The organism is Gammaproteobacteria bacterium (genome assembly GCA_033720895.1).
Taxonomy (GTDB): Bacteria; Pseudomonadota; Gammaproteobacteria; order Natronospirales; family JAJUFS01; genus JAWWBS01.
Genome location: JAWWBS010000001.1, coordinates 93,665 through 117,429 on the forward strand (window position 1 = coordinate 93,665; position 23,765 = coordinate 117,429).

A 23,765-nucleotide genomic window follows, 5' to 3' on the forward strand; every position below is an offset into this window, starting at 1 on the left:
GGTTCACATGGAAAACCGGCATTTTGAAGAATCCCGCCGCCGCGCGGCCGCCGCCCCCGGGTTTCACCAGGGGCACCTGACAACTGGACTGACTGGAAAGCAGCATGGACAACTACGTTCTTCCCTTCGAATCCCTGGGCATGAATGACGTCGAGCGCGTCGGTGGCAAGAACGCCTCGCTGGGCGAGATGATCTCCAATCTCGCCGGTGCCGGTGTGTCGGTGCCGGGCGGCTTCGCCACCACGGCGCAGGCCTACCGCGATTTCCTGGAACACGACGGGCTCGCCAAGCGGATCAATGATGCGCTGGACAAGCTGGACGTGGACGACATCAAGGCGCTGACCGAAACCGGCAAGCAGATTCGCCAGTGGGTCATGGATACCCCCTTCCCGGACCAGCTCCGCAAGGAAGTCACCGAGGCCTACGAGGCACTGGTCAAGGACGCCGGCGGCGAAGCCTCTTTCGCCGTGCGCTCTTCCGCAACGGCGGAAGACCTGCCTGACGCCTCCTTCGCCGGCCAGCAGGAAACCTTCCTGAACGTGAAAGGCCTGGACCACATCATCGAAGCCATGCATGAAGTCTTCGCTTCGCTGTTCAATGACCGCGCCATTGCCTACCGTGTCCACCAGGGCTTCGACCACAGTGTCGTGGCGCTGTCGGCGGGCGTGCAGCGCATGTGCCGTTCGGATGTCGGCTGCTCCGGCGTGATGTTCACGCTGGACACCGAATCCGGTTTCCGCGACGCCGTGTTCATTACCGCTTCCTACGGCCTCGGCGAAACCGTCGTGCAGGGCGCGGTCAACCCGGACGAGTTCTACGTCTACAAGCCGGCGCTGGAAGCCGGCCGACCCGCCGTACTGCGTCGCAATCTTGGCGGCAAGGCCATCCAGATGGTCTATTCGGGCGAGGAAGGCCACGGCAAATCGGTCAAGACGATTGAAGTCCCCGAAGAGGATCGCAACCGCTTCTGCCTGACCGATGAAGAGCTGACGGAGCTGGCCAAGCAGGCCGTGACCATCGAAAAGCATTACGGCCGCCCGATGGACATCGAGTGGGGCAAGGATGGCAACGACGGCAAGCTCTACATCCTGCAGGCCCGCCCGGAGACCGTGCAGTCGCGGGCCGGCCAGGTCATCGAACGTTACAACCTCAAGGATTCGGGTGACGTGCTGTGCGAAGGCCGCGCCATCGGCCAGCGGATCGGCGCCGGCACGGCCAAGGTGCTGAGCACCCTCGATGACATGCATCGCGTCGAATCCGGCGACGTCCTGGTCACCGACATGACCGACCCGGACTGGGAACCGATCATGAAGCGCGCCTCCGCCATCGTCACCAACCGTGGCGGTCGCACCTGCCACGCCGCAATCATCGCGCGCGAGCTGGGCATCCCGGCGATCGTGGGTTGCGGCGACGCCACCGACAAGATCGCCGATGGCGTGGATGTCACGGTGTCCTGTGCCGAAGGCGACACCGGCTACATCTACAAGGGCCAGCTGGAGTTCGAGAAAAAGGAAATCGAGCTGGACAACATGCCCGACATTCCACTCAAGGTCATGATGAACGTGGCCAACCCGGAGCGCGCCTTCAGCTTTGCGGCCCTGCCGCACAAGGGCATCGGCCTGGCACGCCTCGAGTTCATCATCAACGTGATGATCGGCGTGCATCCCAAGGCCCTGCTCAACTTCGACAAGATGGATCCAGGCCTGCAGGACACCATTCGCAAGCAGATGGGCGGTTACTCCGACCCGGTCGGTTTCTACGTGGATCGCCTGGCCGAGGGCATCAGCACCCTGGCCGCGGCCTTCGCGCCGGAGCCGGTGATCGTGCGCATGTCCGACTTCAAGTCCAATGAATACGCCAATCTCATCGGCGGTTCGCAGTTCGAACCCCATGAAGAGAACCCGATGATCGGCTGGCGTGGCGCTTCACGTTACATCAGCGAGGATTTCCGCGACTGTTTCGAGCTCGAAGTTGCCGCACTGAAGAAGGTTCGTGACGACATGGGCCTGAAGAATGTCCAGATCATGATTCCTTTCGTGCGCACCGTCAGTGAAGCCGAGCAGGTGGTACAGCTGCTGAAGGACAACGGCCTTGAGCGTGGCAAGGACGAACTGAAGCTGATCATGATGTGCGAGCTGCCATCCAATGCCTTGCTCGCCGACCAGTTCCTGGAATACTTCGACGGTTTCTCCATCGGTTCGAACGACCTGACGCAGCTGACCCTGGGCCTGGACCGTGACTCCGGCCTGATCGCCCACCTGTTCGACGAACGCAACGACGCGGTCAAGGCACTGCTGTCGATGGCCATCAAGGCCTGTCGCGACAAGGGCAAGTACATCGGCATCTGCGGCCAGGGGCCATCCGATCACCCGGATCTTGCCAAGTGGCTGCTGGACCAGGGCATCGAGTCGGTGTCGCTGAACCCGGACACCGTGGTGGAAACCTGGATGCACCTCGCTGGCCAGAAAATCTGATACGGTCCCATTACCCAGAATACGGAGCTGAATGATGCGCAAGAAATTACTGGCCGTGCTGGCCGCTTTCACCCTTTCCGCCGGCATGCTCGGCGTTGCGGCTCCGGCTGTCGCCGGTACTGCCACCGATTCGCTGGGCAGGTGCCTGGTGAACAGCACCAGCCCTAACGATCGCACCCTCTTGATCCGCTGGATCTTTGCAGCCATGTCGCAGCACCCGGAAGTGGCCACGCTGTCGATGGTCGATGCCGAGGATGCCGCGCAGCTGAACAAGGACACTGGCGAGCTTTTCACCACCCTGATCGCGGACCGTTGCAGGAATGAAACGCGTGCTGCCCTCGAACAGGAAGGCGAGCAAGCCATACAGGCGGCGTTCAGCATTCTCGGCCAGGTCGCCATGCAGGGCATCATGTCCGCCCCGAGCGTTGCCAGCTACATGAACGGCCTCGACCAGCATGTCGACGCCGAGCGCCTGCAGCAGGCCTTCGGGGAATAGGCAGCAACAAGCCCTTTCCAGCGAGCGGCGCTGCCAGCCGGATTCCGGCGCAGCGCCGCTTTTTTTTGCCTGCCGTTCGGATACCATGGTTGCTGACGATCACATCGGAGTCCCTATGCACGCGCCTGACAAGCCCCTGGACCATGCCTCGAGCGACGCCGTAGTCGACGTCTGCAACCCGGTAACGGGTGAACGCATTGGCAGCTACAAGCAGATCGACAGCGACGAGCTGCGGCAACGCATTGCGGCCGCTCGCCTGGCCCAGCCGAGCTGGAGCCGCCTGACCCTGGCGCAGCGACAGGCCTTTATTGCGAAGATGCGCGCCTGGTTGACGGAACATGCCGAAGAAGCCGCCGACCTGGTCCGGCAATGCGTGGGCAAGCGCCCGATCGAAGCACTGGCCGGTGACGTGATGCCGTCGATATTCGGCAGCGCCTGGTACGAGCGCCAGGCACCGCGCATGCTTCGTCCCAGGAAGCTGAAACCGGGTTCGCTGCTCTTCCTGAACAAGCGCTCCGTACTGCACCGCAAGCCCCACGGCGTGGTCGGCATCATCGCGCCCTGGAACTATCCGCTCGGCATTCCCATGCACGAGATCGTGCCCGCACTGCTGGCTGGCAATACCGTACTGCTGAAGACCGCGCCGGAAACCCTGCCGGTGGGTGAACTGATTGCCCGCATGTTCAAGGAATCGGGCCTGCCCGAAAACGTTTTCCAGCACGTGATCGTCGACGGACCCGCCTGTGGCGATGTCATGCTGGCAGCCGACGGCGTGAACAAGCTGTGTTTCACCGGCAGTGTCCGCGTCGGCAAGATCCTGGCAGAAAAAGCTGCACGCCAGCTTGTGCCGATCTCGCTCGAGCTCGGCGGCAAGGACGCCATGATCGTGCTGCCGGATGCCGACATTCAGCGCGCGGCCGAGGGCGCCGTCTTTGCCGGCATGATGAATGCAGGCCAGTCCTGTGCCGGCGTGGAGCGACTCTATGTCCATGAAAGCATCCATGATGACTTCATGCGGGCATTGAAGAACACGGTCGATGGCCTGCGCTGGTCGGAGGAAACGCCGTTTGACAGCGACATCGGCCCCTTGTGCACCGAGCGCCAGGCAAACGTCGTGCGCCAGCAGGTGGAAGCGGCACTGGCTGCCGGCGCCACCATCCATGCCGAGGCGCCCTTCACCACCGACAGCACGCGCCTGATCAAGCCGCTGGTGCTATCCAACGTGAGTCACGACATGGAAGTCATGCGAGAAGAAACGTTCGGCCCGATCATCGGGGTCATGACCTTCAAGGACGAAGCGGATGTCATCGAGCTGGCCAACGACTCGCGTTATGCGCTGACCGCCTCGGTGTGGTCACGCAATCGCAAGCACGCTCGCGAGCTCGCCGGCCACCTGAAGGCTGGCGCCGTCACCATCAATGACCACATGCTGAGCCATGGCCTGACCGAAACACCCTGGGGAGGCCCTGGCGATTCGGGTCTCGGTCGTGGCCATGGCGAATTCGCCTTCGAAGCGATGACCGACCCGCAGGTCGTTATCGATGACTGGCTGGGTTTCGCACAGCGCAATGTCTTCTGGTATCCCTTCAGCCGCAGCATCTATGACGGCTTGCTGGGTGGCATCCACGCCATACACGGTCGCGGCCTGGCGCGCCGCCTGAAGGGGGTCGGCAAGCTCCTGAAGATCCTGCCACGCATGTTCAAGCGATCGAAATGACACGGCATTGCCAGGGGATGGTGCATGCATAATTCCGAATTCGACTTCATCGTCGTCGGCGCAGGCAGCGCCGGCTGCGTACTGGCCAACCGCCTGTCGGCAGATCCGTCCAATCGCGTCTTGCTGATCGAAGCCGGTGGCGCCGACCGCAGTCCCTACATCCACATGCCGGCCGGGCTGCCGAAACTCGCTGCCAACCTGGCGCTGAACTGGAATTACTACACCGAACCCCAGCAGGGTCTGGCCGGCCGCAAGCTCTGGTGGCCGCGCGGCAAGGTGCTCGGTGGCTCGAGCTCCATCAACGCCATGTGCTACATCCGTGGCCAGCGCGAAGACTACGATGGCTGGGCACGCCAGCCCGGGCTGGAAGACTGGAGCTTCGACCAGGTGCTGCCATGGTTCCTCGAATCGGAAGACAACAGTCGCGGCGAAGATGTCTTTCACGACACGGGCGGACCGCTGGGAGTTTCCGACCTGCTGCATTCACACGAACTCAGCCATGCCTTCATCAAGGCCGCCACCGAACATGGCTTGCCGGCCAACGGGGACTTCAATGGCCGTGAACAGTTCGGAGCAGGCCTCTACCAGGTCACGCAACGCAACGGCCGACGCTGCAGCACCGCCAGCGGATTCCTCAAGCCTGCTCGAGATCGACGCAACCTGTCCGTGGTCACCAATGCACTCGTTGAAAGAGTACTGATCACGAAGGGCCGCGCCAGCGGCGTTCGTTTCCGGCTCGGCAACCAGCTCATCGACGTCCATGCTGCTCGCGAGGTGGCCATCTGCGGTGGCGCCATCAACTCGCCACAGCTGTTGATGCTGTCAGGCATCGGTTCTGCAAGGGATCTCGAGCAGCACGGCATCGAGGTCGTGCTGGAACTGCCCGGCGTCGGACGGAACCTGCACGACCATCTCGATATCTGCACCCTGGTCGAGACCCGTGGCATCAATACCTATGACCTCAATTTCGTGCAGGAAGCGCTGGTTGGCATCGAATACCTGTTTACCGGCAAGGGTGTCGGGTCCACCAACGCTGCGGAGGCCGGCGGCTTCGCCATGAGCAGCCGGGCGGAGGACGGGCGTCCCGACATCCAGCTGCATTTCGTCCCTGCCCTGCTCGACGACCACGGCCGCAACAAGCTCGGCATGCAGGGCATGACCATCCACGCGTGCTGCCTGCAACCAAGGAGCCGCGGCGGCGTGACCCTGGCCAGCAGCGATCCCGCTGCCGCGCCGCGCATCGACCCGCGCTACCTGTCCGATGACAGGGACCTGCCAGTGATGCGTGATTGTGTCGAACTGTCACGCAGCATATTTGCGCAACAGGCCTTCGCGCCCTACCGGCACAGGGAAGTCTTTCCTGGTGATGATGTGACAACTGTCGAAGGTATTGATCGGTTCATTCGACAGAAAGCCGAAACCGTCTATCACCCGGTGGGCAGCTGCCGGATGGGCAGCGACGACATGGCCGTGGTCGACGGCCACCTGCGGCTGCGTGGCATCGATGGCCTGCGCGTAGTGGACGCCTCGGTGATGCCGACCATCCCCTCCGGCAACACCAATGCCCCTGTCATCATGATTGCCGAACGTGCCGCTGCCTGGATGCTGGACGGAAACTGATCACCTGTCGTCGGGCAGCCAGCGAACCTGGTAAAGATCGCGACGGCGATCGCGAAAATTCTGCACCGAACCCTCGTCACGCAATACCTTCAGTTTTTCCAGGTCCAGATCGACGATCAGCGTCATCTCGGTATTCGGCGTGGATTCTGCAGCAATGCCGTCATGCGGAAAGGAAAAGTCTGCGGGTGTGAATATGGCCGATTGCGAATACTGGATATCGGCATTTTCCACTTTCGGCAGGTTGCCGACGCTGCCCGTGATGGCGACGTAGCATTCGTTTTCGATCGCACGTGCCTGGGCACAACGCTGCACACGCAGGTAGCCGTTCTTGGTATCGACCCAGTAAGGCACGAACAGCAGCTGCATGCCCTGCTCTGCCAGCAACCGCGGCAGCTCGGGAAATTCCGAGTCATAGCAGACCAGTATGCCGACGCGACCGCTGTCCGTATCGAAGGCCTTGAGGCTGTTGCCACCGCGAACACCCCAGTATTTCTTTTCGTCGGGTGTCGCATGCAGCTTGTACTGCGTCTCGAAGGTGCCGTCGCGACGAAACAGGAATGCCACGTTGTACAGGCCTGTCTCTTCGTAGACCGGCATCGATCCCGCGACGATGTTGATGTTGTAGCTGACAGACAGCTCTATGAGGCGCTCGCAGATTTCCTCGGTGTGGCCCGCTAGCTTGCGCATTGCTTCGGCCGGACTGTACTTGTTGAACTGGCTCATCAAAGGCGCATTGAAGTACTCGGGGAAGACGGCAAAGTCGGCGTTGTAGCCCGCCAGGGCATCGACAAAGAACTCGACCTGGTTCATCAATTCGTCGACCGACTTCATTGGCCGCATCTGCCACTGAATCGTGCCAACCCGCACGGTGGAACTCGACGAGGTGATCGCCGACGGCTCGGTCTCGTGGTAATGGATGTTGCTCCATTCGAGTACCGTGGCGTAACCCAGCGAATCCTTGTCGTCAGGCAGGTAGTTCCGGATCACGCGACGCGCCTGGAAATCGTTGGCGAGCTGGAAGCTCAGAATCGGGTCGTAGATTTCCTTCATCCGGACCTGCTGCACGTACTCTTCCGGCGTCATTTCCTCGGCATACTTGTGATAGCCGGGGATGCGGCCTCCAGCGATAATGGCTCGCAGGTTCAGGTTGCGGCAAAGATCCTTGCGAGCGTCATAGAGACGCCGCCCGAGTCGCATGCCGCGATACTCGGGGTCGACGAACACGTCGACGCCATAGAGCACGTCGCCGTTCGGATCGTGCGTGGTGAAGTAACCGTCACCCGTGATCTGGTCATAGGTATGCGAGTCCCCGAACCGCGAGTAGTTCACGATCATGGTCAGCGCCGCAGCGACCACTTCACCGCCATCCTCGATGCAGAGCTGGCCCTCGGGAAAGCGATTCAGCTGCGCGGTGAATTCGTCTCGCGTCCAGACCGAATCGTCAAGGCCGGTGTACGCCTTGTCCATCAGCTTGCGCAGCGCCTCGTGATCATCAGGCGTCAGGTTCCTGAGTTTCAGCAGGTACTCTTCAGTGGTCTCGCCGGCCTTGTGATCTTCCAGGCTGCTCATTGCGCGTCATCCTTGCCGTCGTCGGCATTGTCGGTGCGGGGTTCGTCTTCGATTTCTGTACCGGCTTGCTCGTCATCCATTGCGGGCGCTTGATCCGGCTCGTCGGTATCGACGGCTGCTCCCGAACTTCCCAGCAAGGGAATCCATTCGGTCGTGCGGCCGAACAGCGAAATGCCCACATAGCCACGCACCTTGAGGTGACCATCGTCGGTCAGCCAGATCTTGCAGCGATAGGTCTTGCCATTCTCCGGGTCGTAGATCGTGCCGTCGGTCCACCGATCGTCACCGTCATAGGCAAAGCCCTGCATGATCTTCAAGCCCTCGACCGGACGGTCTCGCAACTCCGGATCGGGATTCTCACGGTCGATTCGCACTTCTCCGGCCATCGGATCATCTTCGGGAAAGAACGGCTCCTTGATCCACACCAGGCGACCGGCGTAGCCATCCTGTTCCTTGAATATCTCGACATGACCTTCGCCCTTGTCGGTCACCCACAAGCCGACGATCCGATCCGCCGGATCGGGCTCGGTACCGGCATGCGCACCAAGCGCCAGCCCGGCGAGAAACGTGAACAGGAATGTCTTCAGCGATGATGTCATTTGAAGCTCCGCGGTAGGGCGAATCGTGGTGCGTAGCCGGCCGCTCCGGCGGCTACAGCAACCGTCTATTCTGCTGCAACGAAAACCAGCTGCTTGCCCGAGGGACTGACGGCCAGGCGCGTGATCTCGCCCGGCAGGCCCTTGAATTCCTTCAGCACCTGCCACTGCGCGCCATCCCACAACTTCAGGGTGAATCGATCAGCCATCAGGATGCGTCCATCCCGCAAGGGCGCATAATCCATTGCCGAACCGACATGCGGGGCAATGCGCGTGATCTTGCGCGCATCGACATCGAGACGCTTGATGGCGTACTTGCCACCGGCATCCGGTTCCGAAAAATACATCGAGCCAGGCACGCCAGGCACTGCAACGATACAGCGACCGATGTTCTCGGCCAGGCGAATGACTTCGCCAGAGTCGCGGTTGGCCACGTGCAGCTCGGCCGATTCGCGGATCAGGAACAGCCCGACGCGCGACGCGTCAAGCCATGCCTGGTAGCCGACGCCTTCGAGATTGGGAAACACGGCTTCATAGCCGCGAATGTTGTCGCCCTCTTTCAGTACCGCCAGGCGCTGCACGTTCGCCGGATCGACCTGGACGACGGTGATTTCGCCAGCAGGGTTCAACTGCGGCGAATACTCACTGTCCGACGTCTTCCTGACCGGGGTCGTACCCCCGCCAATGACAAGCCTGTACGCATCGGACTGGCCGCTGTCGTCCATGCGCGTGTACAGCAGCGTGCCTTCATCCTCGAAGTACGGCTGGTTGTCGTAACCTGGACGGGTGGTCAGCTGCTCCGGCTCACCCACGATCGCCGGATTGGCATCGAGATCGATATCGACACGCCAGAGGTCGGTGCCAGGCACCGCCATCGCCGGCATGGACAGGAATGCCATCAACATGCCGACCGTCATCTGCTTCTTGCAATTCATCATTCGCTCTCTTCCAGCTGAGTTGGCAGATCATTGAAATCGTATCGCGGTGTGGCTCTCGCCGCTTTGTTGAGCCGTCCAAGATCCAGTTGGTAGGCCAGGTCGCAACGCGGCACATTGGGCCTGCCTGCCAGGGCTACGAAGCCGAAGTGCTCGTAAAGCTTTTTCGCAGCCACCAGGCAGCTGGCCGTTTCCAGCCGCATGCTGGAGAACCCCATGTCTTTCGCCTTGCCGATGGCACGCTTCAACAATGCCGAGCCAATCCCGCGACCGCGCAGCTCGGGCTTGAAAAACATCTTCCTGAGTTCGACCACGCTGTCCCCGCCCGGCACCAGGCCATAGCATCCGACAACGTCGCCCGCTTCGTTCACCAGCACCTCGAAGCAACCCCCACGGGCGAGATAGCGTTCCTCGACGTCCATGAGGTCTGCATCCACGCCAGCGGGCTCTGGCACGAGACCATGCTCGTGCAGTGCGGCATGCACCATCGCCGCCAGCTCGGGACCATCGTCGCGGCGTCCAGGACGGATGGAAATCGACTCCCGCGTCATGAAAATCTCACTAAATACATAAGCTTATGAAGTAAACACGAGCTAGACTTCAATGGCAAGCAAAGTTCCATCGGGACGGGTCCTGGTGAACTTCGATGCCCTGGCGCAGTCTGAACGCCATTACCCTGAATTTGCGGAGACGCCGGCTTGAACCTGACCAAACTCTCGCTTTCCAACCCGGTCGCTGTCGTGGTCGGCATCCTGCTGGTCGTCATGTTCGGCACCATCAGCCTGTTCCGGCTTCCGATCCAGATGACGCCGGATGTCGAGCGGCCGCAGGTGGTCATCCAGACGACCTGGCGTGCTGCCGCGCCCGAAGAAGTCGAATCGGAGATCATCGAACCGCAGGAAGACGTGCTGCGCGGCCTGCCGGGCATGGTCAAGCTGGAGTCCTCGGCCGCCGCTGGCCGGGCCGGCATTACTATCACCCTGGATGTCGATACCGACATGCAGGAAACGCTGATCGAAGTGCTGAATCGCCTGAATCGGGTGCCCTCCTACCCTGCCGACGCCAACGAACCCATCCTTTTCACCGGTGGCAACAGCAACTTCACCGCCATCGCCTGGTTCGCCCTGCGACCCCTCGAAGGCAATGAGCGCGACATGGCGACCTACCAGGACTATGTCGAGGAAGTGGTCCAATCCCGTATCGAACGCGTCCCCGGCATCGCCAACTCGAACGCCTACGGCGGTCGTGGCCAGGAAGTGCGGGTCGAGTTCGATCCTTACCGAGCTTCGGCCTACGGCATCGACATTCCGAGGCTGGCCAGCATGACCGGCGGCAACACCGACACCTCGGGCGGCTTTGCCGATGTCGGTCGACGCCAGTACACGGTGCGCTTCGCCGGCCAGTATGACGTTTCGGAAATGGAAGACATGGTGCTCGACTGGCGCGATGGCAACCCCGTGCGTCTTGGCGACATTGCCACCGTGAAAATCGACTATCGTGATTTTTCAGGTCGCCTGACCCAGAACGGCGGCCCCTCCATCGCGATCAACGCCCAGGCCGAACAGGGCATCAATGTCCTTGAAGTGATGGACGACCTCAAGGCCACGGTCGTCGAGCTGAACGAAGGCCCCTTGAAGCAGGCAGGCCTGTTCCTGACCCAGGTCTATGACGAGACCGAGTACATCAATGCTTCGATCGCCATGCTGCGCAACAACCTGCTGCTCGGCATCGGCCTGGCAATCGCGATCCTGTGGTGGTTCCTGCGTCGCTTCCGCGCCACGCTGATGGTTGCGCTGGCGATCCCGACCTCGCTGATGATCACCTTCATCATGCTGAACTACTTCGGTCGCACGTTGAACATCATTTCGCTGGCGGGCCTGGCCTTTGCCGTCGGCATGGTGCTGGATGCGGCCATCGTGGTGCTGGAAAACATCGTCCGCCTGCGCGAGCGAGGCGAAGAAGGCTTCACGGCTGCCGAACATGGCGCCAGCCAGGTCTGGGGCGCGCTGCTTGCTTCAACTGCGACGACCGTCGCGATCTTCCTGCCGGTACTGTTCATACGCGATCTCTCCGGGCAGCTGTTTGCCGACCTGGCCATTGCCATTTCGGTTGCCATCGTGGCATCGCTGCTGATCGCAGTGACCGTCATCCCCACCCTGTCCGCCACATCACTGCAACGTGCAACGGCCAGGGATCCGCATGCCGGCTGGTGGGAAAAAGGCACGGCGATGATCATGAACATCACCTCGACGCCAAAGAAGCGCACCGGCTGGATCGCCGGCCTGATGAGCATTCCCGTGCTCGTTGCCGTGTTGCTGCTGCCGACGCCGGATTACCTGCCGGATGGCAAACAGAACCTGATCTTCGCATTCATTGCAGGACCGCCAGGAAACAATGCGCGCACCGGCGAAGAAGAGCTGGTCAAGGTCATCAACGAGCGCATGGCCCCATACCTTGCAGGTGAAAAGGAACCTGCCATATCGAGCAACTTCCTGGGCGTGTTCGGCTCTGGCGGTTTCATGGGTGCACGTGCCGAAGATCCGGACAAGGTCGACGAGCTTCTCAACCTGCTGAACGGACAGATCCTGCGCGGGCTGCCCGATACCCTCGCCTTCGGCAGCAGGCGCTCCCTGTTCGGCAACGTGTCCGGCGGCCGCGTGGTCGACGTCGACATCCAGTCGCGCGACACCAATGCGCTGCTGGACGCTGCCGCCGTGGGCTTTGCGCAAATACCACAGATCATCCCTGGCGCTCGTGTTCAGCCCATTCCAGGGCTCGAACTCGGCGAACCGGAATTGCGACTCATCCCCGACGAGCGACGGATTGCCGAAGCGGGCTGGGACCGACGCACGGTCGCCAACGTCATTCGTGCCATGGGCGATGGCCTGTTCGTGGGTGATTATTTCGACGGCGACAAGCGCATCGACATGGTCCTGCGTGCCGGCAAGTGGGACACACCCGAGGAACTCGAAGCCCTGCCGGTCAGCACGCCGAACATGGGCGTGATTCCGCTTGGCGAGCTGGTCGATATCGAGCGCACGGCTGGCCCGAACCAGATTCGCCGTGTCGATCGCCGCCGCACCGTGACCCTGCGTGTCACGCCACCGAGCGACATGTCCATCTCCGATGCCATCGACCTGCTGCGTGACCAGGCGGCACCGGCCATTCGCGCTGCCCTGCCCGAAGACGGCAGCATCCAGTACGCTGGCACCGCCGGCAACCTGAAGAACGCGCTGGTCGAGATGAGCAGCAGCTTTGCGCTTGCCATCGCGATTCTCTACCTGTTGATGAGCGCCCTGTTTCGATCCTTCAAGGACAGCCTGCTGGTCGTGATGGCGCTGCCTCTCGCCACCGTCGGCGGCGTGATCATGCTGCGAATCGTCAACCTGTTCACCTTCCAGCCGATGGACCTGCTGACCATGATCGGCTTCATCACCGTGCTGGGACTCGTCGTCAACAATGCCATCCTGCTGGTGCACCAGACACGTGCCGCTGAACGCGAAGGCATGCTGCGCCGCGAGGCTGTCGAACAGGCCGTCCGGCTGCGCCTGCGGCCGATCCTCATGTCCACCATGACCAGCCTGTTCGGCATGCTGCCACTGGTTCTCATTCCCGGCGCCGGCACGGAGCTCTATCGCGGCATGGCCTCGGTCATCGTCGGCGGCATGGCCGTGAGCACGGTCTTCACGCTGATCCTGCTGCCCAGCCTGCTGCGCATCGGCGAGGATGTCGTGCAGCGCAGTGCCGCCGGATCTGCCTGGGAAGGACAGCCAGCCGCACCGTCGAGAGAGCCTTGAGGAGTATGATGGTGATGGACCAGGCAATGAACGAATCACGGGCTGCAAGGTCGAAGCTTGCGGTCCACCCAGAACAGCAAACCGGAGAATTCGCATTGAAGCGATTTGCCTTGAAAACCCGCGGACTTCTTGCCACCGGCCTGGTGGCCGCCATGCTGCCGACCGCGCCACAAGCCGGACCGCAGCGCCAGGGGCCACCGCCGGCGCCGGTCAGGGTCGACCTGGTCGTGGAAGCCGACCTGGCAGCCACCGCCAGCGCAACGGGCACGGTGTTCAGCCGAAACGAAGCAGACCTTTCTGCCGAAGCCACCGGTCGACTTACCTGGGTCGCTGACGTCGGCACCCGAGTTGCCGCTGGCGATGCCGTGGCGCGCATCGACAACACCGCGGTGCGCCTGCAACGTGATGCAGCAGCTGCGCAGGTCCAGCGAGCGCAAGCGCAACTCACGTTCCTCGAGAAGGAGACCGTGCGACTCAATGAGCTCGCCGCTGCCAACAACGCCGCGCAGAGTGCGCGTGAACAGACGACATCGAATCGCGATGTTGCGCGAGCCGACCTGGCCGCTGCACGCGCCAACCTGGCAGAGCTGGAAGACCGCCTGGAGAAGACCCAGCTGGTCGCGCCGTTCAATGGCGTGGTGACCTCACGCTCGCGGAACATCGGTGAACGCGTCCAGAACGGCGACACCATCGTCCGGCTCGTCGACCCGGACAACCTCGAGGTCATCGCCCGCGCTCCGCTGACGGCAAGCACACATGTCCGGGAAGGTGATTCGATTCTGCTGAGAAACGGTGACAAGCGTGAACAGGGCCTGGTAAGAACCGTCGTGCCCTTCGGCGATGCCCGTAACCACCTGATCGAACTGCGCATCGACATCGACGCCAGCCGCTGGACGGTCGGTGAAGCACTGCGAGTGGCCGTGCCTATCGCGGATGCGCAAACCGTGATCGCAGTGCCGCGCGACTCGCTGGTACTGCGCCGTGAAGGCGCGCACGTGTTCCGCATCAACGATACCGGCAGCGCCGACCAGGTGAATGTCATTGCGGGCGCCGGCTCGGGCCACCTGGTAGCCGTCGAAGGCGATTTGCAGCCTGGCGACCTGGTGATCGTGCGTGGCGCGGAACGGCTGCGGCCGGGACAGCCCGTGAGCATCCTGAATCCCGAAGTGGGTGCCGGCACCAGCAACCAGGTTGCTGCGGACGACTGATTGCTGCCCTAGCTGGCGAACAAGTCGGTCAGGTCGGCGTTGCCGCCAGTCAGCACGATTCCGGCGCGCAGGCCCTGCACATCGATACTGCCGGCCTGGATGGCGGCGAGTCCGACCGCACAGGAAGGTTCCACCACGATTTTCATGCGCTCCATGATGTCGCGCATGGCGCTTGCGATTTCGGCATCCGATACCGTCACGACCCGTTCGACACGTTCGCGGATGATGGCCAGGTTCGGCGCGCCAACCGTGGCGCGCAAGCCATCGGCAATCGTGTCCGGCTCGACCGGCACGACGCGGCCTGCTTCGATACTCGCAACGCAATCGGCCGCGCCGTCGGGTTCCACCCCGATGACACGCGTCCCGGGAAAATGCTCGGCCACCCAGGTGGCGCAACCCGCGATCAGGCCACCACCGCCAAGTGGCACGATCAGCAGGTCCAGCGCATCAACCTGCGCGAACAATTCCATCGCCACCGTACCCTGCCCGGCCATGACAGCGTCGTCGGCATAAGGGTGGACGACGGTCGCTCCGCTACCGGCAACAACATCGGCCAGCGTCGACTCCCGCCCCCGCTGGGTGGGTTCGCACTCCACCAGCTTTGCACCGTGGCGCCGCATGTTGGCCAGCTTGGCCTTGTTTGCGCCCCGGGGCACGACGACCGTACAGGCAATGCCACGAATGGCTGCCGCACGTGCCAGCGCGGCACCGTGGTTGCCGGACGAATGCGTGGCCACACCCCTGGCCGCGGCATCGTCATCGAGCAGCAGGACCGCATTCATTGCACCACGCGCCTTGAACGCACCGATCTTCTGGAAATTCTCGCACTTGAAAAACAGGCTTGCGCCGCAGTCGGCATCAAGACTGGCTGATGTGAGGACCGGGGTGCGCTCGACATGGGGCTCGATACGTTCTGCCGCCGCCGCAACATCCGCTGCCGTCAGCATGCCGGTTTCTGCCACAGCAACAGCCGGTTGTTCGCCGGCAGGGCGCAATCAGCAAGCAGGGTCAGGCCACAGCTGGCCGCGAACTCCAACAGGTTTTCGAGCTCGCGAATACCCATCTCGGGGTTCTCGCGCCGCAGCGCGGCATCGAAAGCGGCATTGCTGTCACTGGTCGGCTGCCCGGCCACGAGAAAGGGTCCGTAGACAATGAACAGGCCGTTTTCGACCAGCCGGGCGGCCGCACCCTCGACCAGGCGCAGCACGCCGTCCCATGGAATGATATGCAGGGTATTGGCGGTGAATACCGCGTCGTAGTAAACGTCCGGCCAGGGGTCGGCCAGCACATCCAGCGACAGCGGCTTGCGAAGGTTGTCGAGACCGGCCGCAGCGATGCGATCCTTCAGGCCGGCATGATGTTCTTCCAGGTCACTGGTCTGCCAGATCAACCAGGGCATTTCCGCGGCAAAGTGCTCGCCATGCTGGCCCGTGCCACTGCCGACTTCCAGCACGGCGCTGGCTTCGCGCAACACCGGCCGGATGTGCGCCAGGATGGCGTCCTTGTTGCGTTCGCTGGCCGCGGAAAAATTCAGTTCGGGCATGCGCTCACTCGTTCAAGGCTTGGCCGCGTCCAGCAGGACATCGGTCGCGAACAAGGTGGCCCGGTAATGGGCCAGCTCGGCGATGGAATCCTTGATGTCATCCATGGCCAGGTGCGAGGAGTTCTTCTTGACGCCCTTCGCGACTTCCGGCGCCCAGCGGCTTGCCAGCTCCTTCAGCGTGCTGACATCAAGATTGCGGTAATGGAAATGGCGCTCCAGTGCCGGCATGCCGCGAACCAGGAAACGGCGATCCTGGCAGATGCTGTTGCCGCACATGGGCGACTTGCCGGCCGGTACCCACTCCGCGAGGAAAAGCAGGGTCTGGCGCTCGGCCTCCGCCAGGTCGATGGTGCTGTCCTTGACCCGTTGCGTCAGGCCCGAGCCACCATGCTGTCGGGTGTTCCATTCGTCCATCCCGGCGAGCACGTCGTCCGGCTGGTGGATGGCAAGCACCGGGCCCTCGGCCAGCACGTTCAGGTAGGCATCGGTCACGATGGTGGCGATCTCGATGATGCGGTCGTTATCCGGATCGAGGCCGGTCATCTCCAGGTCGATCCAGATCAGGTTGTCCGCGCTCTGGGGCATGCTCCCTCCATCATTGTTCTCAGTGGCTGCTTCAGGCCGGTCCGCGGCAAGTGCCCGGGTCGGCACAGCTTGCCGAGCATTCTAGCAGACGCTACCCTCCACCTTTCGAACTGCCGCGCCCGCGGCAGACCATCCGCATTACCCGGGATTCCGCCAACCATGCATGCTTTCACCGTCCTGTTCCTGATCTTTCTCCTTGCTGGCCTGCTGATACGCCTGTGGCTGTCTGCTCGCCAGGTCGCCCACGTCAAGGCCCATCGCAATGCCGTACCGGCTGCGTTCGCCGACAGCATCAACCTGGAGCAGCATCAGAAAGCCGCCGATTACACCGTGGCCAAAGCAGCCCTGGGGCGCTGGGACCTGTTGCTGAGCACGATCATCCTGCTGGCGTTCACCCTTGGCGGCGGCATCAACCTCGTGGAAGCTGGACTGCCTGCCCTGTTTGGCGACCTCTCCGGCTACTGGCAGGGTATCGCCGTGGTGCTGGCCGTGCTGTTGATCAACACGGTGCTGGAACTGCCCTTGTCGGCCTGGAGCACCTTTGTGGTCGAAGAACGATTTGGCTTCAATCGCATGACACCGGGCCTTTTCATTGCCGATACCGTGAAGGCCTTGCTGCTGATGGTCGCCATCGGCGCACCGCTGCTGTACGCAACGCTGTGGTTCATGCAGGCCACCGGCGCGCTGTGGTGGTTGTGGGTGTGGGCCCTGTGGATGGGCTTCAGCCTGGTGCTGACCTGGGCCTATCCGACCTTCATCGCACCGCTGTTCAACAGCTTTTCGGCGCTGGAGGACGGTGAACTCAAATCGCGCATCGAAGCACTGCTCGACCGCTGCGGCTTCAAGAGTTCGGGCATATTCGTGATGGATGGCTCGCGTCGTTCGGCCCACGGCAATGCCTATTTCACCGGCGTCGGCAAATCCAAGCGCATCGTGTTTTTCGACACCCTGATCGACGACCTCGACAACGACCAGATCGAGGCCGTGCTGGCGCATGAACTCGGGCACTTCAAGCGCAAGCACATCGTCAAGCGCCTGCTGGTCAGCGCCGTCACGACGCTGCTGGCACTGGCGCTGCTCGGCTGGCTCGTCGACGAGCCCTGGCTCTACTCCGCGCTAGGCATCGCCACACCATCGAATCATGCCGCCTTGCTCGTATTCCTGCTGGTATTGCCGGTGTTCACCTTCCCGCTGACGCCGTTGTCGGCGCGCTACTCGCGCAAGCACGAATTCGAAGCCGACGAGTTTGCTGCCGAGCAGGCCGACCCGAGGGCCCTGATCACGGCACTGGTTACCATGTACCGCGAGAATGCCAGCACCCTGACCCCCGACCCGCTGCACTCGGCGTTCTATGATTCACACCCGCCGGCACCCGTGCGTATCGAGCACCTGGCCAGGCTGTCCTCGTGAGCAATGCTGTCGGCACGGTCATCGTCAACTACCGCCGACATGTCGATGTCGAGACGGCAGATGGCAGCGTTTTGCCCTGTGTGGTTCGCGGCCGACAGCTGAAGCCGGTGAGCGGCGACCGGGTCGAGTACAGCCTGACCCAGCAGGACGAGGGCGTCATCGAGAACATCCTCGAGCGCGAAACCGTGCTGGAACGATTCGACAGCTCCCGCAAGCGCTCCGCGCTGGCAGCCAACGTGGACCGCGTCCTGGTGGTGGTTGCACTCGAACCGATGCTGGAGTCCTTTACCGTCGACAAGTACCTGGTGGCCGTCGAGGCCAGCGGTGCGGAGCCGGTCATCGTGATCAACAAGGTCGACCTGGCCGATGAGATGGTCATGGACTGGTTGCAGGAGTTCACCGAGGAGTATCGTGATATCGGTTACCCGAGCATCCTCCTGAGCACCGAGTCCGGCGAGGGCATGAAGGCACTGGAGGACGCACTGCAGAATCACACCGCAGTGCTCGTGGGACCATCGGGCGTCGGCAAGTCGTCGATTGCCCAGCACCTGTTGCCCGACAACGACATCAAGGTCGGCGAAATCTCGGCAGCGCGACAGGAAGGCCGGCACACGACCACCCGCTCCACGCTTTACCACCTGGCCAATGGCGGCCGGCTGATCGACTCTCCTGGCGTGCGCGAGTACCGCCTCTGGCCGATGCCGGTCAGGGAGCTTGCAGGACTGTTTCCGGAAATGCGCGAACGCGCCAACAACTGCAAGTTTGCCGACTGCGTGCATCGTGCCGAGCCGGGTTGCGCCGTGCGGGCCGCTGTCGATGCGGAAGAAATACTGTTGCGCCGCTACGAGGCGTATCTCGGCATGGCCGAGATCATGGACCGACAGTACAAGGAATACTGATCAGTCTCCTCAGCCTGGCGGCCAGTTCATCTTCCTGCCGCCAATCATGTGCAAGTGAATGTGGAACACGGTCTGCTGGGCATCACCGTTGCAGTTCATGACGCAGCGATAACCGCTGTCCGCAATGCCTTCCTGCTTTGCCACATCGGCTGCCGCCAGGTAAAGCTTGCCGACCAGCGCGTCATCATCGATGCCGATGTCGTTGATCGTCGGAACATGCTTCTTCGGAATGACCAGCACGTGCGTCGGCGCTTGCGGATTGATGTCCCGGAACGCCATGACATCATCGTTCTCGTAAATGATGTCCGCCGGTATGTCTCCGACCACCATCTTGCAGAACAGGCAATCGCTCATGGTACTAACCCCCTTTGCGCCTGCCTTGCCGGCAAGCCGCACTATCAACCGAAATCCAGCCTTCCCGTGAAAGCATGCGACAGCGTGCCACCATCAACATACTCCAGCTCGCCGCCGATCGGAACGCCATGTGCAATGCGCGTGACCTTCATGCCGCGATCCCGGGCCAGGTTGCCAATGTAATGCGCCGTGGCCTCGCCCTCGATGGTGGGATTGGTCGCCAGGATGACTTCAGTGACCTCGCCTTCATCCAGCCGGGCTTCGAAGCGATCCAGGCCCAGCTCTTCGGGACCGATGCCGTCCAGCGGTGACAGCTTGCCCATCAACACGAAATAAAGACCGCGGTAGCCGGTGTACTGCTCTACCGCCATGACATCGGCAGGTGTTTCGACCACACAGATCAACGACTCGTCACGATTCTTCGCCGCACAGATGCCACACAGTTCGTCATCGCTCAGCATCCGACAGCGAACGCAGTGCTGGACGTTCTCGGCCGCATCGGCAAGCGCCGCTGCCAGCCGCTGGGCGCCGTCACGATCACGCTCCAGCAGCGAGAACGCGATGCGCTGTGCCGACTTGGGGCCGACCCCTTGCAGCGCCCGCAGTGCTTCGATCAGGGTCTCAACGCGCCGTGAGTAAGCCATTTCGAACCAACCTCTCGTGATCGATCAGAACGGCATCTTGAAGCCGGGCGGCAGGCCACCCATGCCGGCGGTAAGGCCGGACATGTGCTCCTGGGTCAGTTCCTCGACCCGGCGCACGGCATCATTGATCGCTGCGGCAACGAGATCCTCGACCATGTCGGGATCGTCCTCCAGCACGGCCGGATCGATTTCGACCCGCTTCACCTCGTGCTTGCCGGTCATCGTGACCTTGACCATGCCGCCGCCAGCCGCACCCTCGACCTCGAGACGCGCGATTTCTTCCTGGGCCTTCTTCATGCCCTCCTGCATCTTCTGGGCCTGTTTCATCAGGTTGCCCAATCCGCCTTTCATTGCCTTCTCCTGTCGCTTCTGGCCGGACGATCAGTCCAGCGGTGCAATCGTGTCTTCCTTCAGTGCCGCGCCGAATGTCTCGCGCAGTTCATTGACGGTCGGGTCGACCTCCAGCGAACGCTTTGCCTGCGCCAGGCGTTCGGCCTGGCGCCGTGCATCGCGCTGCGCCGGCGTCTCGCCGTCCGGCTCTTTCAAATCGATCTGGATCTTCAGCTTCTCGCCATAAAAGCGGGACAGCGACTCCTCGATACGCTCCTGCAGTCGCCCGCTGACCAGCTGGCCATGCTGCTCTGCCAGCTCCAGGTGCAAGGTATTGCCCTCGCGATGCGAATACACGCAGTTCATGGCGAGCTGCTGCGCCACGCCGGTCATGCCCAGCGCATCGACCAAGCCATGCCAGTCGGGATCCTTCCAGTTGCCGCCCGATGCCGGCGGCGTCACCGAAGTCGCGGGCGCCGGCTCCACTGCCGCGCTCGCAACATCCGTCACGGGCGCAACACTCCCGCCGGCAGAACCCGTCTCGCTGGCTGCCCCGCCGGCACTGTCCTTGTTGGCCGGCCGCGCTACCGGCGCGACCGGCTCAGCTTTTTTTGCCGTTGCTTCCCCGCTGTCCACCAACGGCCGGAAGGCCAGCAAGCGCAACAGCAACATTTCGAATGCACTGCGACCATCGCTGGCTGCTGCAACATCGCTCATGCTCTTCACGACGATCTGGTAATACAACTGCACATCTTCCGGCGCCATGGCCTCCGCCAGGGGCGAAAGTCTCGCAAGATCTTCCCAATCCTCGGTGCCCTTGGGCACGATCTGCAGACGGGCAAGGCGTTGCAACAACACTGCCAGCTCCTCGGCGACCAGCTTGTAATCCGGCGCCTGGGTATCAAGGTCGGCCACGACCTCCAGGGCACGTGCGCCATCGCCAGCGGCAATCGCATCAAGTACGTCGAAAAGCTGGCTGCGATCGATGGTACCCAGCATGCTGCGCACCTCGGCATCCCGCAATTCGCCACCGGCAAAACCGATCGCCTGATCCATCAGGCTCAGCGCATCGCGCATGCTGCCCTCGGCGGCCCGGGCCAGCAGGTTCACCGCCGATTCATCCCGTTCGATGCCTTCCTGGCCCAGCACGTTTTCAAGATGATCGGCAATCATCTGCATCGGAATGCGCTTCAGGCTGAACTGCAGGCAGCGCGACAGCACCGTTACCGGCATCTTCTGCGGGTCGGTGGTCGCAAACAGGAATTTCACGTGCGGCGGCGGTTCTTCCAGCGTCTTCAACAGGGCGTTGAAGGAATTGGGCGAGAGCATGTGCACTTCGTCGATCAGGTAGACCTTGTAACGGCCCCGGGTCGGCGCGTACTGCACGTTGTCCAGCAATTCGCGGGTGTCATCCACCTTGGTACGCGACGCCGCGTCCACCTCGATCAGGTCCACGAAACGACCCTGGTCGATTTCCTGGCAGGCAGAACACTCGCCGCACGGCGTGGAACTGACCCCGGTTTCGCAATTCAGCGACTTGGCGAGAATGCGGGCAATGGTGGTCTTGCCCACGCCGCGGGTGCCGGTAAAGAGGAACGCATGGTGAAGTCGGTCGGAATCCAGCGCATTGATCAGGGCGCGCAGGACATGCTCCTGGCCGACCATTTCCGAGAAGTTCCTGGGTCGGTATTTTCGGGCGAGTGCCTGGTAGCTCATGGTGTCCGGGATCGTGTTGGCGAAGACACGAGATTATCACAGCGGATCGCCCGGGCGGTCAGGCCGGCATGCAATTGGCGTGTATTTGGGCAGCTGCGGGAAGCGGGAGTGGCAGCCTGCGCCGGCCGCTCCCCGGCGCCCGATGTCACCGCTACCGTTGCTCCCTTCCGGGCCTGGCGGGGTTCACGGCTGATCGTCGCGAGGAAGCCGACGCAAGCTACCATTGAAACCGGCTGGCGAACGCCCGGCTCGAAGCCGGCCAATCACGCCGGAACGTCGAACCATCGCGTTCATATCTTGGAAACGACACTGCCCCCAGCGGGGGCAGTGTCATTTCCTGGTCTTGGCGGAGAGGGAGGGATTCGAACCCTCGGTACGGGGTTACCGTACACTCACTTTCCAGGCGAGCCCGTTCGACCACTCCGGCACCTCTCCTGAATTCTTCCAGGGCCGCCGAATCATCAACCGGGGCCCCGTCCGAAGGGCGGCAAAGATACCCGAAGCGCCGCCCCGGCGCAATGTGCAGGCGATATCAGCCCTGCTCGCTGTTTGCCTGTTCCACCTTGTCCAGCGCTTCTTTCGGCAATGTCTGCGGCGGCTCGACCAGGCAACCCTTGACGGCATAGCGCTCGCCGGCCGGAATCCGGTATTCGCCCGAATCCGGCAGCCCTGTCACGCCGGCTGGAATGGTCAGGGGGCTGGCCTCTTGCACCAGCTGGTGCGGCAGCACATCTTCACAGCGATTGGTGGCGCAGCCTGCGGCCAGCATGGGCAGGCCAGCCAGCAACAGGATGACTCGGGATCGGATCATGTGGTTCATGAATACCTTCATATCGATTAAGTAAAAATTCAGGATCGGATGTTCGCCTGGGCCAGCGCCGCGGTGACTCTGTCATGGGCACTTTCAGCCAGTGGCGTCAGCGGCAGGCGAATACCAGGACCAATGCGGCCCATCCGCCAGAGCGCCCATTTTACCGGAATCGGGTTGGCCTCGACGAACAAATCTCGGTGCAGCGCAGCGAGCGGCTGGTCTGCCTGGTGGGCCGCCTCGGCATCGCCGGAGAGCGCCAGGCGGCACATTTCCGCAAAGCCTTCCGGCGCCACGTTGGCTGTCACCGAGATGACACCGTCCCCGCCCTGCAGCATGAAATCGCAAGCGGTGGCATCGTCACCGGACAACAGGCAGAAATCCTCGCCACAGCGACGTCGAATGTCTTTCATCCGCTCGATGTCGCCAGTTGCCTCCTTGATACCGACGACGTTGGGCAGCGCCGCGAGTCGCTCGACCGTCTCGGGCAGCAGGTCGGCTACCGTGCGCCCCGGTACGTTGTAAAGCAGCTGCGGCTTGTCGACCGCGTCGGCGATGGTCTTGAAATGCCGGTAGAGCCCTTCCTGGGGCGGCTTGTTGTAATACGGCACCACCAGGAGGAAGCCAGCAACATCCAGGCGGGAGACCTCCCGGGTCAGGTGCAGCGTCTGGGCGGTCGAATTCGACCCGGTGCCGGCGATCACCGGAATGCGGCCCGCCGCCAGTTCGACACAGCGGCGGATGTAGTCGACATGCTCGCTGGTTTCCAGGGTGGGCGACTCGCCCGTCGTGCCCGCCGCGACGATGGCGCTGGTGCCCGCCGCGACATGCCAGTCGATCAGCCCCGCAAGGGCCTCGTCATCGATCCGGTCCTGCTCGTCAAATGGCGTGACCAGCGCCACCAGGCTGCCCTTGAACATCGCTCTCACTCCTCCGGACTGCGCGGACCGGGAATGCCAAAAGACGCATGGTAGGAGGGTAAGCCGGTGGCAACAAGGAGCAAGGTCGGCTATTGCGCAAGTTTTCCGCAATTCGCAGGAAGTGCTTGCCAATCCGCCCCACAG

The 23,765-nt window shown here is 62.4% G+C and carries 21 protein-coding genes, 1 tRNA gene and 1 other RNA gene; 8 read left to right on the top strand and 15 right to left on the bottom strand.

The window, feature by feature from the left end; all coding sequences use genetic code 11:
• Positions 1-104 precede the first annotated feature (104 nt).
• The 4 genes from ppsA to R3217_00445 all read left to right on the top strand — a co-directional run bounded on the left by ppsA (position 105) and on the right by R3217_00445 (position 6,307).
• Complete coding sequence (ppsA, locus tag R3217_00430) at positions 105-2,474, top strand: phosphoenolpyruvate synthase (protein MDX1453901.1); 2,370 nt, start codon at positions 105-107, stop codon at positions 2,472-2,474.
• A 34-nt stretch (positions 2,475-2,508) separates the two neighbouring features.
• Entirely contained in the window at positions 2,509-2,970 is a 462-nt protein-coding gene (locus R3217_00435) for a hypothetical protein (GenBank protein ID MDX1453902.1), read from the top strand.
• Between the two features lie 115 nt (positions 2,971-3,085).
• Positions 3,086-4,687 carry an aldehyde dehydrogenase family protein gene (locus tag R3217_00440; GenBank protein ID MDX1453903.1) on the top strand — a complete coding sequence of 534 codons (1,602 nt, stop codon included), beginning with the start codon at positions 3,086-3,088 and terminating at the stop codon, positions 4,685-4,687.
• Between the two features lie 24 nt (positions 4,688-4,711).
• On the top strand, positions 4,712-6,307 hold the full coding sequence (locus tag R3217_00445; GenBank protein ID MDX1453904.1) for a choline dehydrogenase: 1,596 nt from the start codon (positions 4,712-4,714) through the stop codon (positions 6,305-6,307).
• Here R3217_00445 and R3217_00450 read toward each other — a convergent pair whose 3' ends face one another.
• The 4 genes from R3217_00450 to R3217_00465 form a co-directional block, all read right to left on the bottom strand.
• Complete coding sequence (locus R3217_00450; GenBank protein MDX1453905.1) at positions 6,308-7,876, bottom strand: bifunctional GNAT family N-acetyltransferase/carbon-nitrogen hydrolase family protein; 1,569 nt, start codon at positions 7,874-7,876, stop codon at positions 6,308-6,310.
• On the bottom strand, positions 7,873-8,475 hold the full coding sequence (locus R3217_00455; protein ID MDX1453906.1) for a DUF2147 domain-containing protein: 603 nt from the start codon (positions 8,473-8,475) through the stop codon (positions 7,873-7,875). Before R3217_00455 ends, R3217_00450 begins: the two co-directional genes overlap by 4 nt.
• Before the next feature lie 65 nt (positions 8,476-8,540).
• Positions 8,541-9,410 (bottom strand): hypothetical protein, encoded by an 870-nt coding sequence (locus tag R3217_00460; protein ID MDX1453907.1) that lies wholly within the window; start codon positions 9,408-9,410, stop codon positions 8,541-8,543.
• Positions 9,407-9,958 carry a GNAT family N-acetyltransferase gene (locus R3217_00465; protein MDX1453908.1) on the bottom strand — a complete coding sequence of 184 codons (552 nt, stop codon included), beginning with the start codon at positions 9,956-9,958 and terminating at the stop codon, positions 9,407-9,409. Before R3217_00465 ends, R3217_00460 begins: the two co-directional genes overlap by 4 nt.
• Before the next feature lie 147 nt (positions 9,959-10,105).
• Between R3217_00465 and R3217_00470 the strand changes: the two genes are divergently transcribed.
• Positions 10,106-13,204 (top strand): efflux RND transporter permease subunit, encoded by a 3,099-nt coding sequence (locus R3217_00470; protein MDX1453909.1) that lies wholly within the window; start codon positions 10,106-10,108, stop codon positions 13,202-13,204.
• Positions 13,205-13,299: 95 nt separating this feature from the next.
• Positions 13,300-14,412: an efflux RND transporter periplasmic adaptor subunit gene (locus R3217_00475; protein ID MDX1453910.1), complete on the top strand. Its 1,113-nt coding sequence runs from the start codon at positions 13,300-13,302 to the stop codon at positions 14,410-14,412.
• An 8-nt stretch (positions 14,413-14,420) separates the two neighbouring features.
• Here the strand turns inward: R3217_00475 and R3217_00480 are convergent, their stop codons facing one another.
• The 3 genes from R3217_00480 to orn are packed head-to-tail and all read right to left on the bottom strand — an operon-like array spanning position 14,421 to position 16,540.
• Entirely contained in the window at positions 14,421-15,359 is a 939-nt protein-coding gene (locus R3217_00480; GenBank protein ID MDX1453911.1) for a threonine/serine dehydratase, read from the bottom strand.
• Positions 15,353-15,955, bottom strand: a complete 603-nt coding sequence (locus R3217_00485) for a DUF938 domain-containing protein (GenBank protein MDX1453912.1) — start codon at positions 15,953-15,955, stop codon at positions 15,353-15,355. Before R3217_00485 ends, R3217_00480 begins: the two co-directional genes overlap by 7 nt.
• Positions 15,956-15,967: 12 nt before the next feature.
• Positions 15,968-16,540: an oligoribonuclease gene (orn, locus tag R3217_00490; protein ID MDX1453913.1), complete on the bottom strand. Its 573-nt coding sequence runs from the start codon at positions 16,538-16,540 to the stop codon at positions 15,968-15,970.
• A 159-nt stretch (positions 16,541-16,699) separates the two neighbouring features.
• On the opposite strand from orn, the gene R3217_00495 reads away from it, so the two are divergent.
• Together R3217_00495 and rsgA are read left to right on the top strand one after the other, a co-directional pair.
• Complete coding sequence (locus R3217_00495) at positions 16,700-17,950, top strand: M48 family metallopeptidase (protein MDX1453914.1); 1,251 nt, start codon at positions 16,700-16,702, stop codon at positions 17,948-17,950.
• Positions 17,947-18,849 carry a ribosome small subunit-dependent GTPase A gene (rsgA, locus tag R3217_00500; GenBank protein ID MDX1453915.1) on the top strand — a complete coding sequence of 301 codons (903 nt, stop codon included), beginning with the start codon at positions 17,947-17,949 and terminating at the stop codon, positions 18,847-18,849. The genes R3217_00495 and rsgA overlap by 4 nt, the downstream gene beginning before the upstream one ends.
• A 9-nt stretch (positions 18,850-18,858) precedes the next feature.
• On the opposite strand, the gene R3217_00505 is transcribed toward rsgA, so the two are convergent.
• The 8 genes from R3217_00505 to dapA all read right to left on the bottom strand — a co-directional run bounded on the left by R3217_00505 (position 18,859) and on the right by dapA (position 23,621).
• Positions 18,859-19,203, bottom strand: coding sequence for a histidine triad nucleotide-binding protein (locus R3217_00505; protein MDX1453916.1), 345 nt, complete (start codon positions 19,201-19,203; stop codon positions 18,859-18,861).
• Between the two features lie 44 nt (positions 19,204-19,247).
• Complete coding sequence (gene recR, locus R3217_00510; GenBank protein MDX1453917.1) at positions 19,248-19,847, bottom strand: recombination mediator RecR; 600 nt, start codon at positions 19,845-19,847, stop codon at positions 19,248-19,250.
• A gap of 24 nt (positions 19,848-19,871) precedes the next feature.
• Positions 19,872-20,198, bottom strand: a complete 327-nt coding sequence (locus tag R3217_00515; protein MDX1453918.1) for a YbaB/EbfC family nucleoid-associated protein — start codon at positions 20,196-20,198, stop codon at positions 19,872-19,874.
• A gap of 30 nt (positions 20,199-20,228) precedes the next feature.
• Complete coding sequence (gene dnaX, locus R3217_00520) at positions 20,229-21,893, bottom strand: DNA polymerase III subunit gamma/tau (GenBank protein MDX1453919.1); 1,665 nt, start codon at positions 21,891-21,893, stop codon at positions 20,229-20,231.
• Between the two features lie 116 nt (positions 21,894-22,009).
• Positions 22,010-22,106: signal recognition particle sRNA small type (gene ffs / locus R3217_00525), an RNA gene on the bottom strand.
• 131 nt (positions 22,107-22,237) lie between these two features.
• Positions 22,238-22,328: transfer RNA gene (locus R3217_00530), tRNA-Ser, on the bottom strand.
• Positions 22,329-22,425: 97 nt separating this feature from the next.
• Positions 22,426-22,713 carry a hypothetical protein gene (locus tag R3217_00535; GenBank protein ID MDX1453920.1) on the bottom strand — a complete coding sequence of 96 codons (288 nt, stop codon included), beginning with the start codon at positions 22,711-22,713 and terminating at the stop codon, positions 22,426-22,428.
• 29 nt (positions 22,714-22,742) lie between these two features.
• Complete coding sequence (gene dapA / locus R3217_00540; GenBank protein MDX1453921.1) at positions 22,743-23,621, bottom strand: 4-hydroxy-tetrahydrodipicolinate synthase; 879 nt, start codon at positions 23,619-23,621, stop codon at positions 22,743-22,745.
• Positions 23,622-23,765 lie beyond the last annotated feature (144 nt).

Coding starts and splice junctions, on each gene's coding strand:
- ppsA (MDX1453901.1), top strand. CDS start 105: ATGGACAACTACGTTCTTCCCTTCGAATCCCTGGGCATGAATGACGTC.
- R3217_00460 (MDX1453907.1), bottom strand. CDS start 9,410: ATGATGAATTGCAAGAAGCAGATGACGGTCGGCATGTTGATGGCATTC.
- R3217_00465 (MDX1453908.1), bottom strand. CDS start 9,958: ATGACGCGGGAGTCGATTTCCATCCGTCCTGGACGCCGCGACGATGGT.
- R3217_00455 (MDX1453906.1), bottom strand. CDS start 8,475: ATGACATCATCGCTGAAGACATTCCTGTTCACGTTTCTCGCCGGGCTG.
- R3217_00450 (MDX1453905.1), bottom strand. CDS start 7,876: ATGAGCAGCCTGGAAGATCACAAGGCCGGCGAGACCACTGAAGAGTAC.
- R3217_00485 (MDX1453912.1), bottom strand. CDS start 15,955: ATGCCCGAACTGAATTTTTCCGCGGCCAGCGAACGCAACAAGGACGCC.
- R3217_00440 (MDX1453903.1), top strand. CDS start 3,086: ATGCACGCGCCTGACAAGCCCCTGGACCATGCCTCGAGCGACGCCGTA.
- dnaX (MDX1453919.1), bottom strand. CDS start 21,893: ATGAGCTACCAGGCACTCGCCCGAAAATACCGACCCAGGAACTTCTCG.
- R3217_00495 (MDX1453914.1), top strand. CDS start 16,700: ATGCATGCTTTCACCGTCCTGTTCCTGATCTTTCTCCTTGCTGGCCTG.
- R3217_00480 (MDX1453911.1), bottom strand. CDS start 15,359: ATGCTGACGGCAGCGGATGTTGCGGCGGCGGCAGAACGTATCGAGCCC.
- orn (MDX1453913.1), bottom strand. CDS start 16,540: ATGCCCCAGAGCGCGGACAACCTGATCTGGATCGACCTGGAGATGACC.
- R3217_00515 (MDX1453918.1), bottom strand. CDS start 20,198: ATGAAAGGCGGATTGGGCAACCTGATGAAACAGGCCCAGAAGATGCAG.
- R3217_00505 (MDX1453916.1), bottom strand. CDS start 19,203: ATGAGCGATTGCCTGTTCTGCAAGATGGTGGTCGGAGACATACCGGCG.
- recR (MDX1453917.1), bottom strand. CDS start 19,847: ATGGCTTACTCACGGCGCGTTGAGACCCTGATCGAAGCACTGCGGGCG.
- R3217_00445 (MDX1453904.1), top strand. CDS start 4,712: ATGCATAATTCCGAATTCGACTTCATCGTCGTCGGCGCAGGCAGCGCC.
- dapA (MDX1453921.1), bottom strand. CDS start 23,621: ATGTTCAAGGGCAGCCTGGTGGCGCTGGTCACGCCATTTGACGAGCAG.
- R3217_00435 (MDX1453902.1), top strand. CDS start 2,509: ATGCGCAAGAAATTACTGGCCGTGCTGGCCGCTTTCACCCTTTCCGCC.
- R3217_00535 (MDX1453920.1), bottom strand. CDS start 22,713: ATGAACCACATGATCCGATCCCGAGTCATCCTGTTGCTGGCTGGCCTG.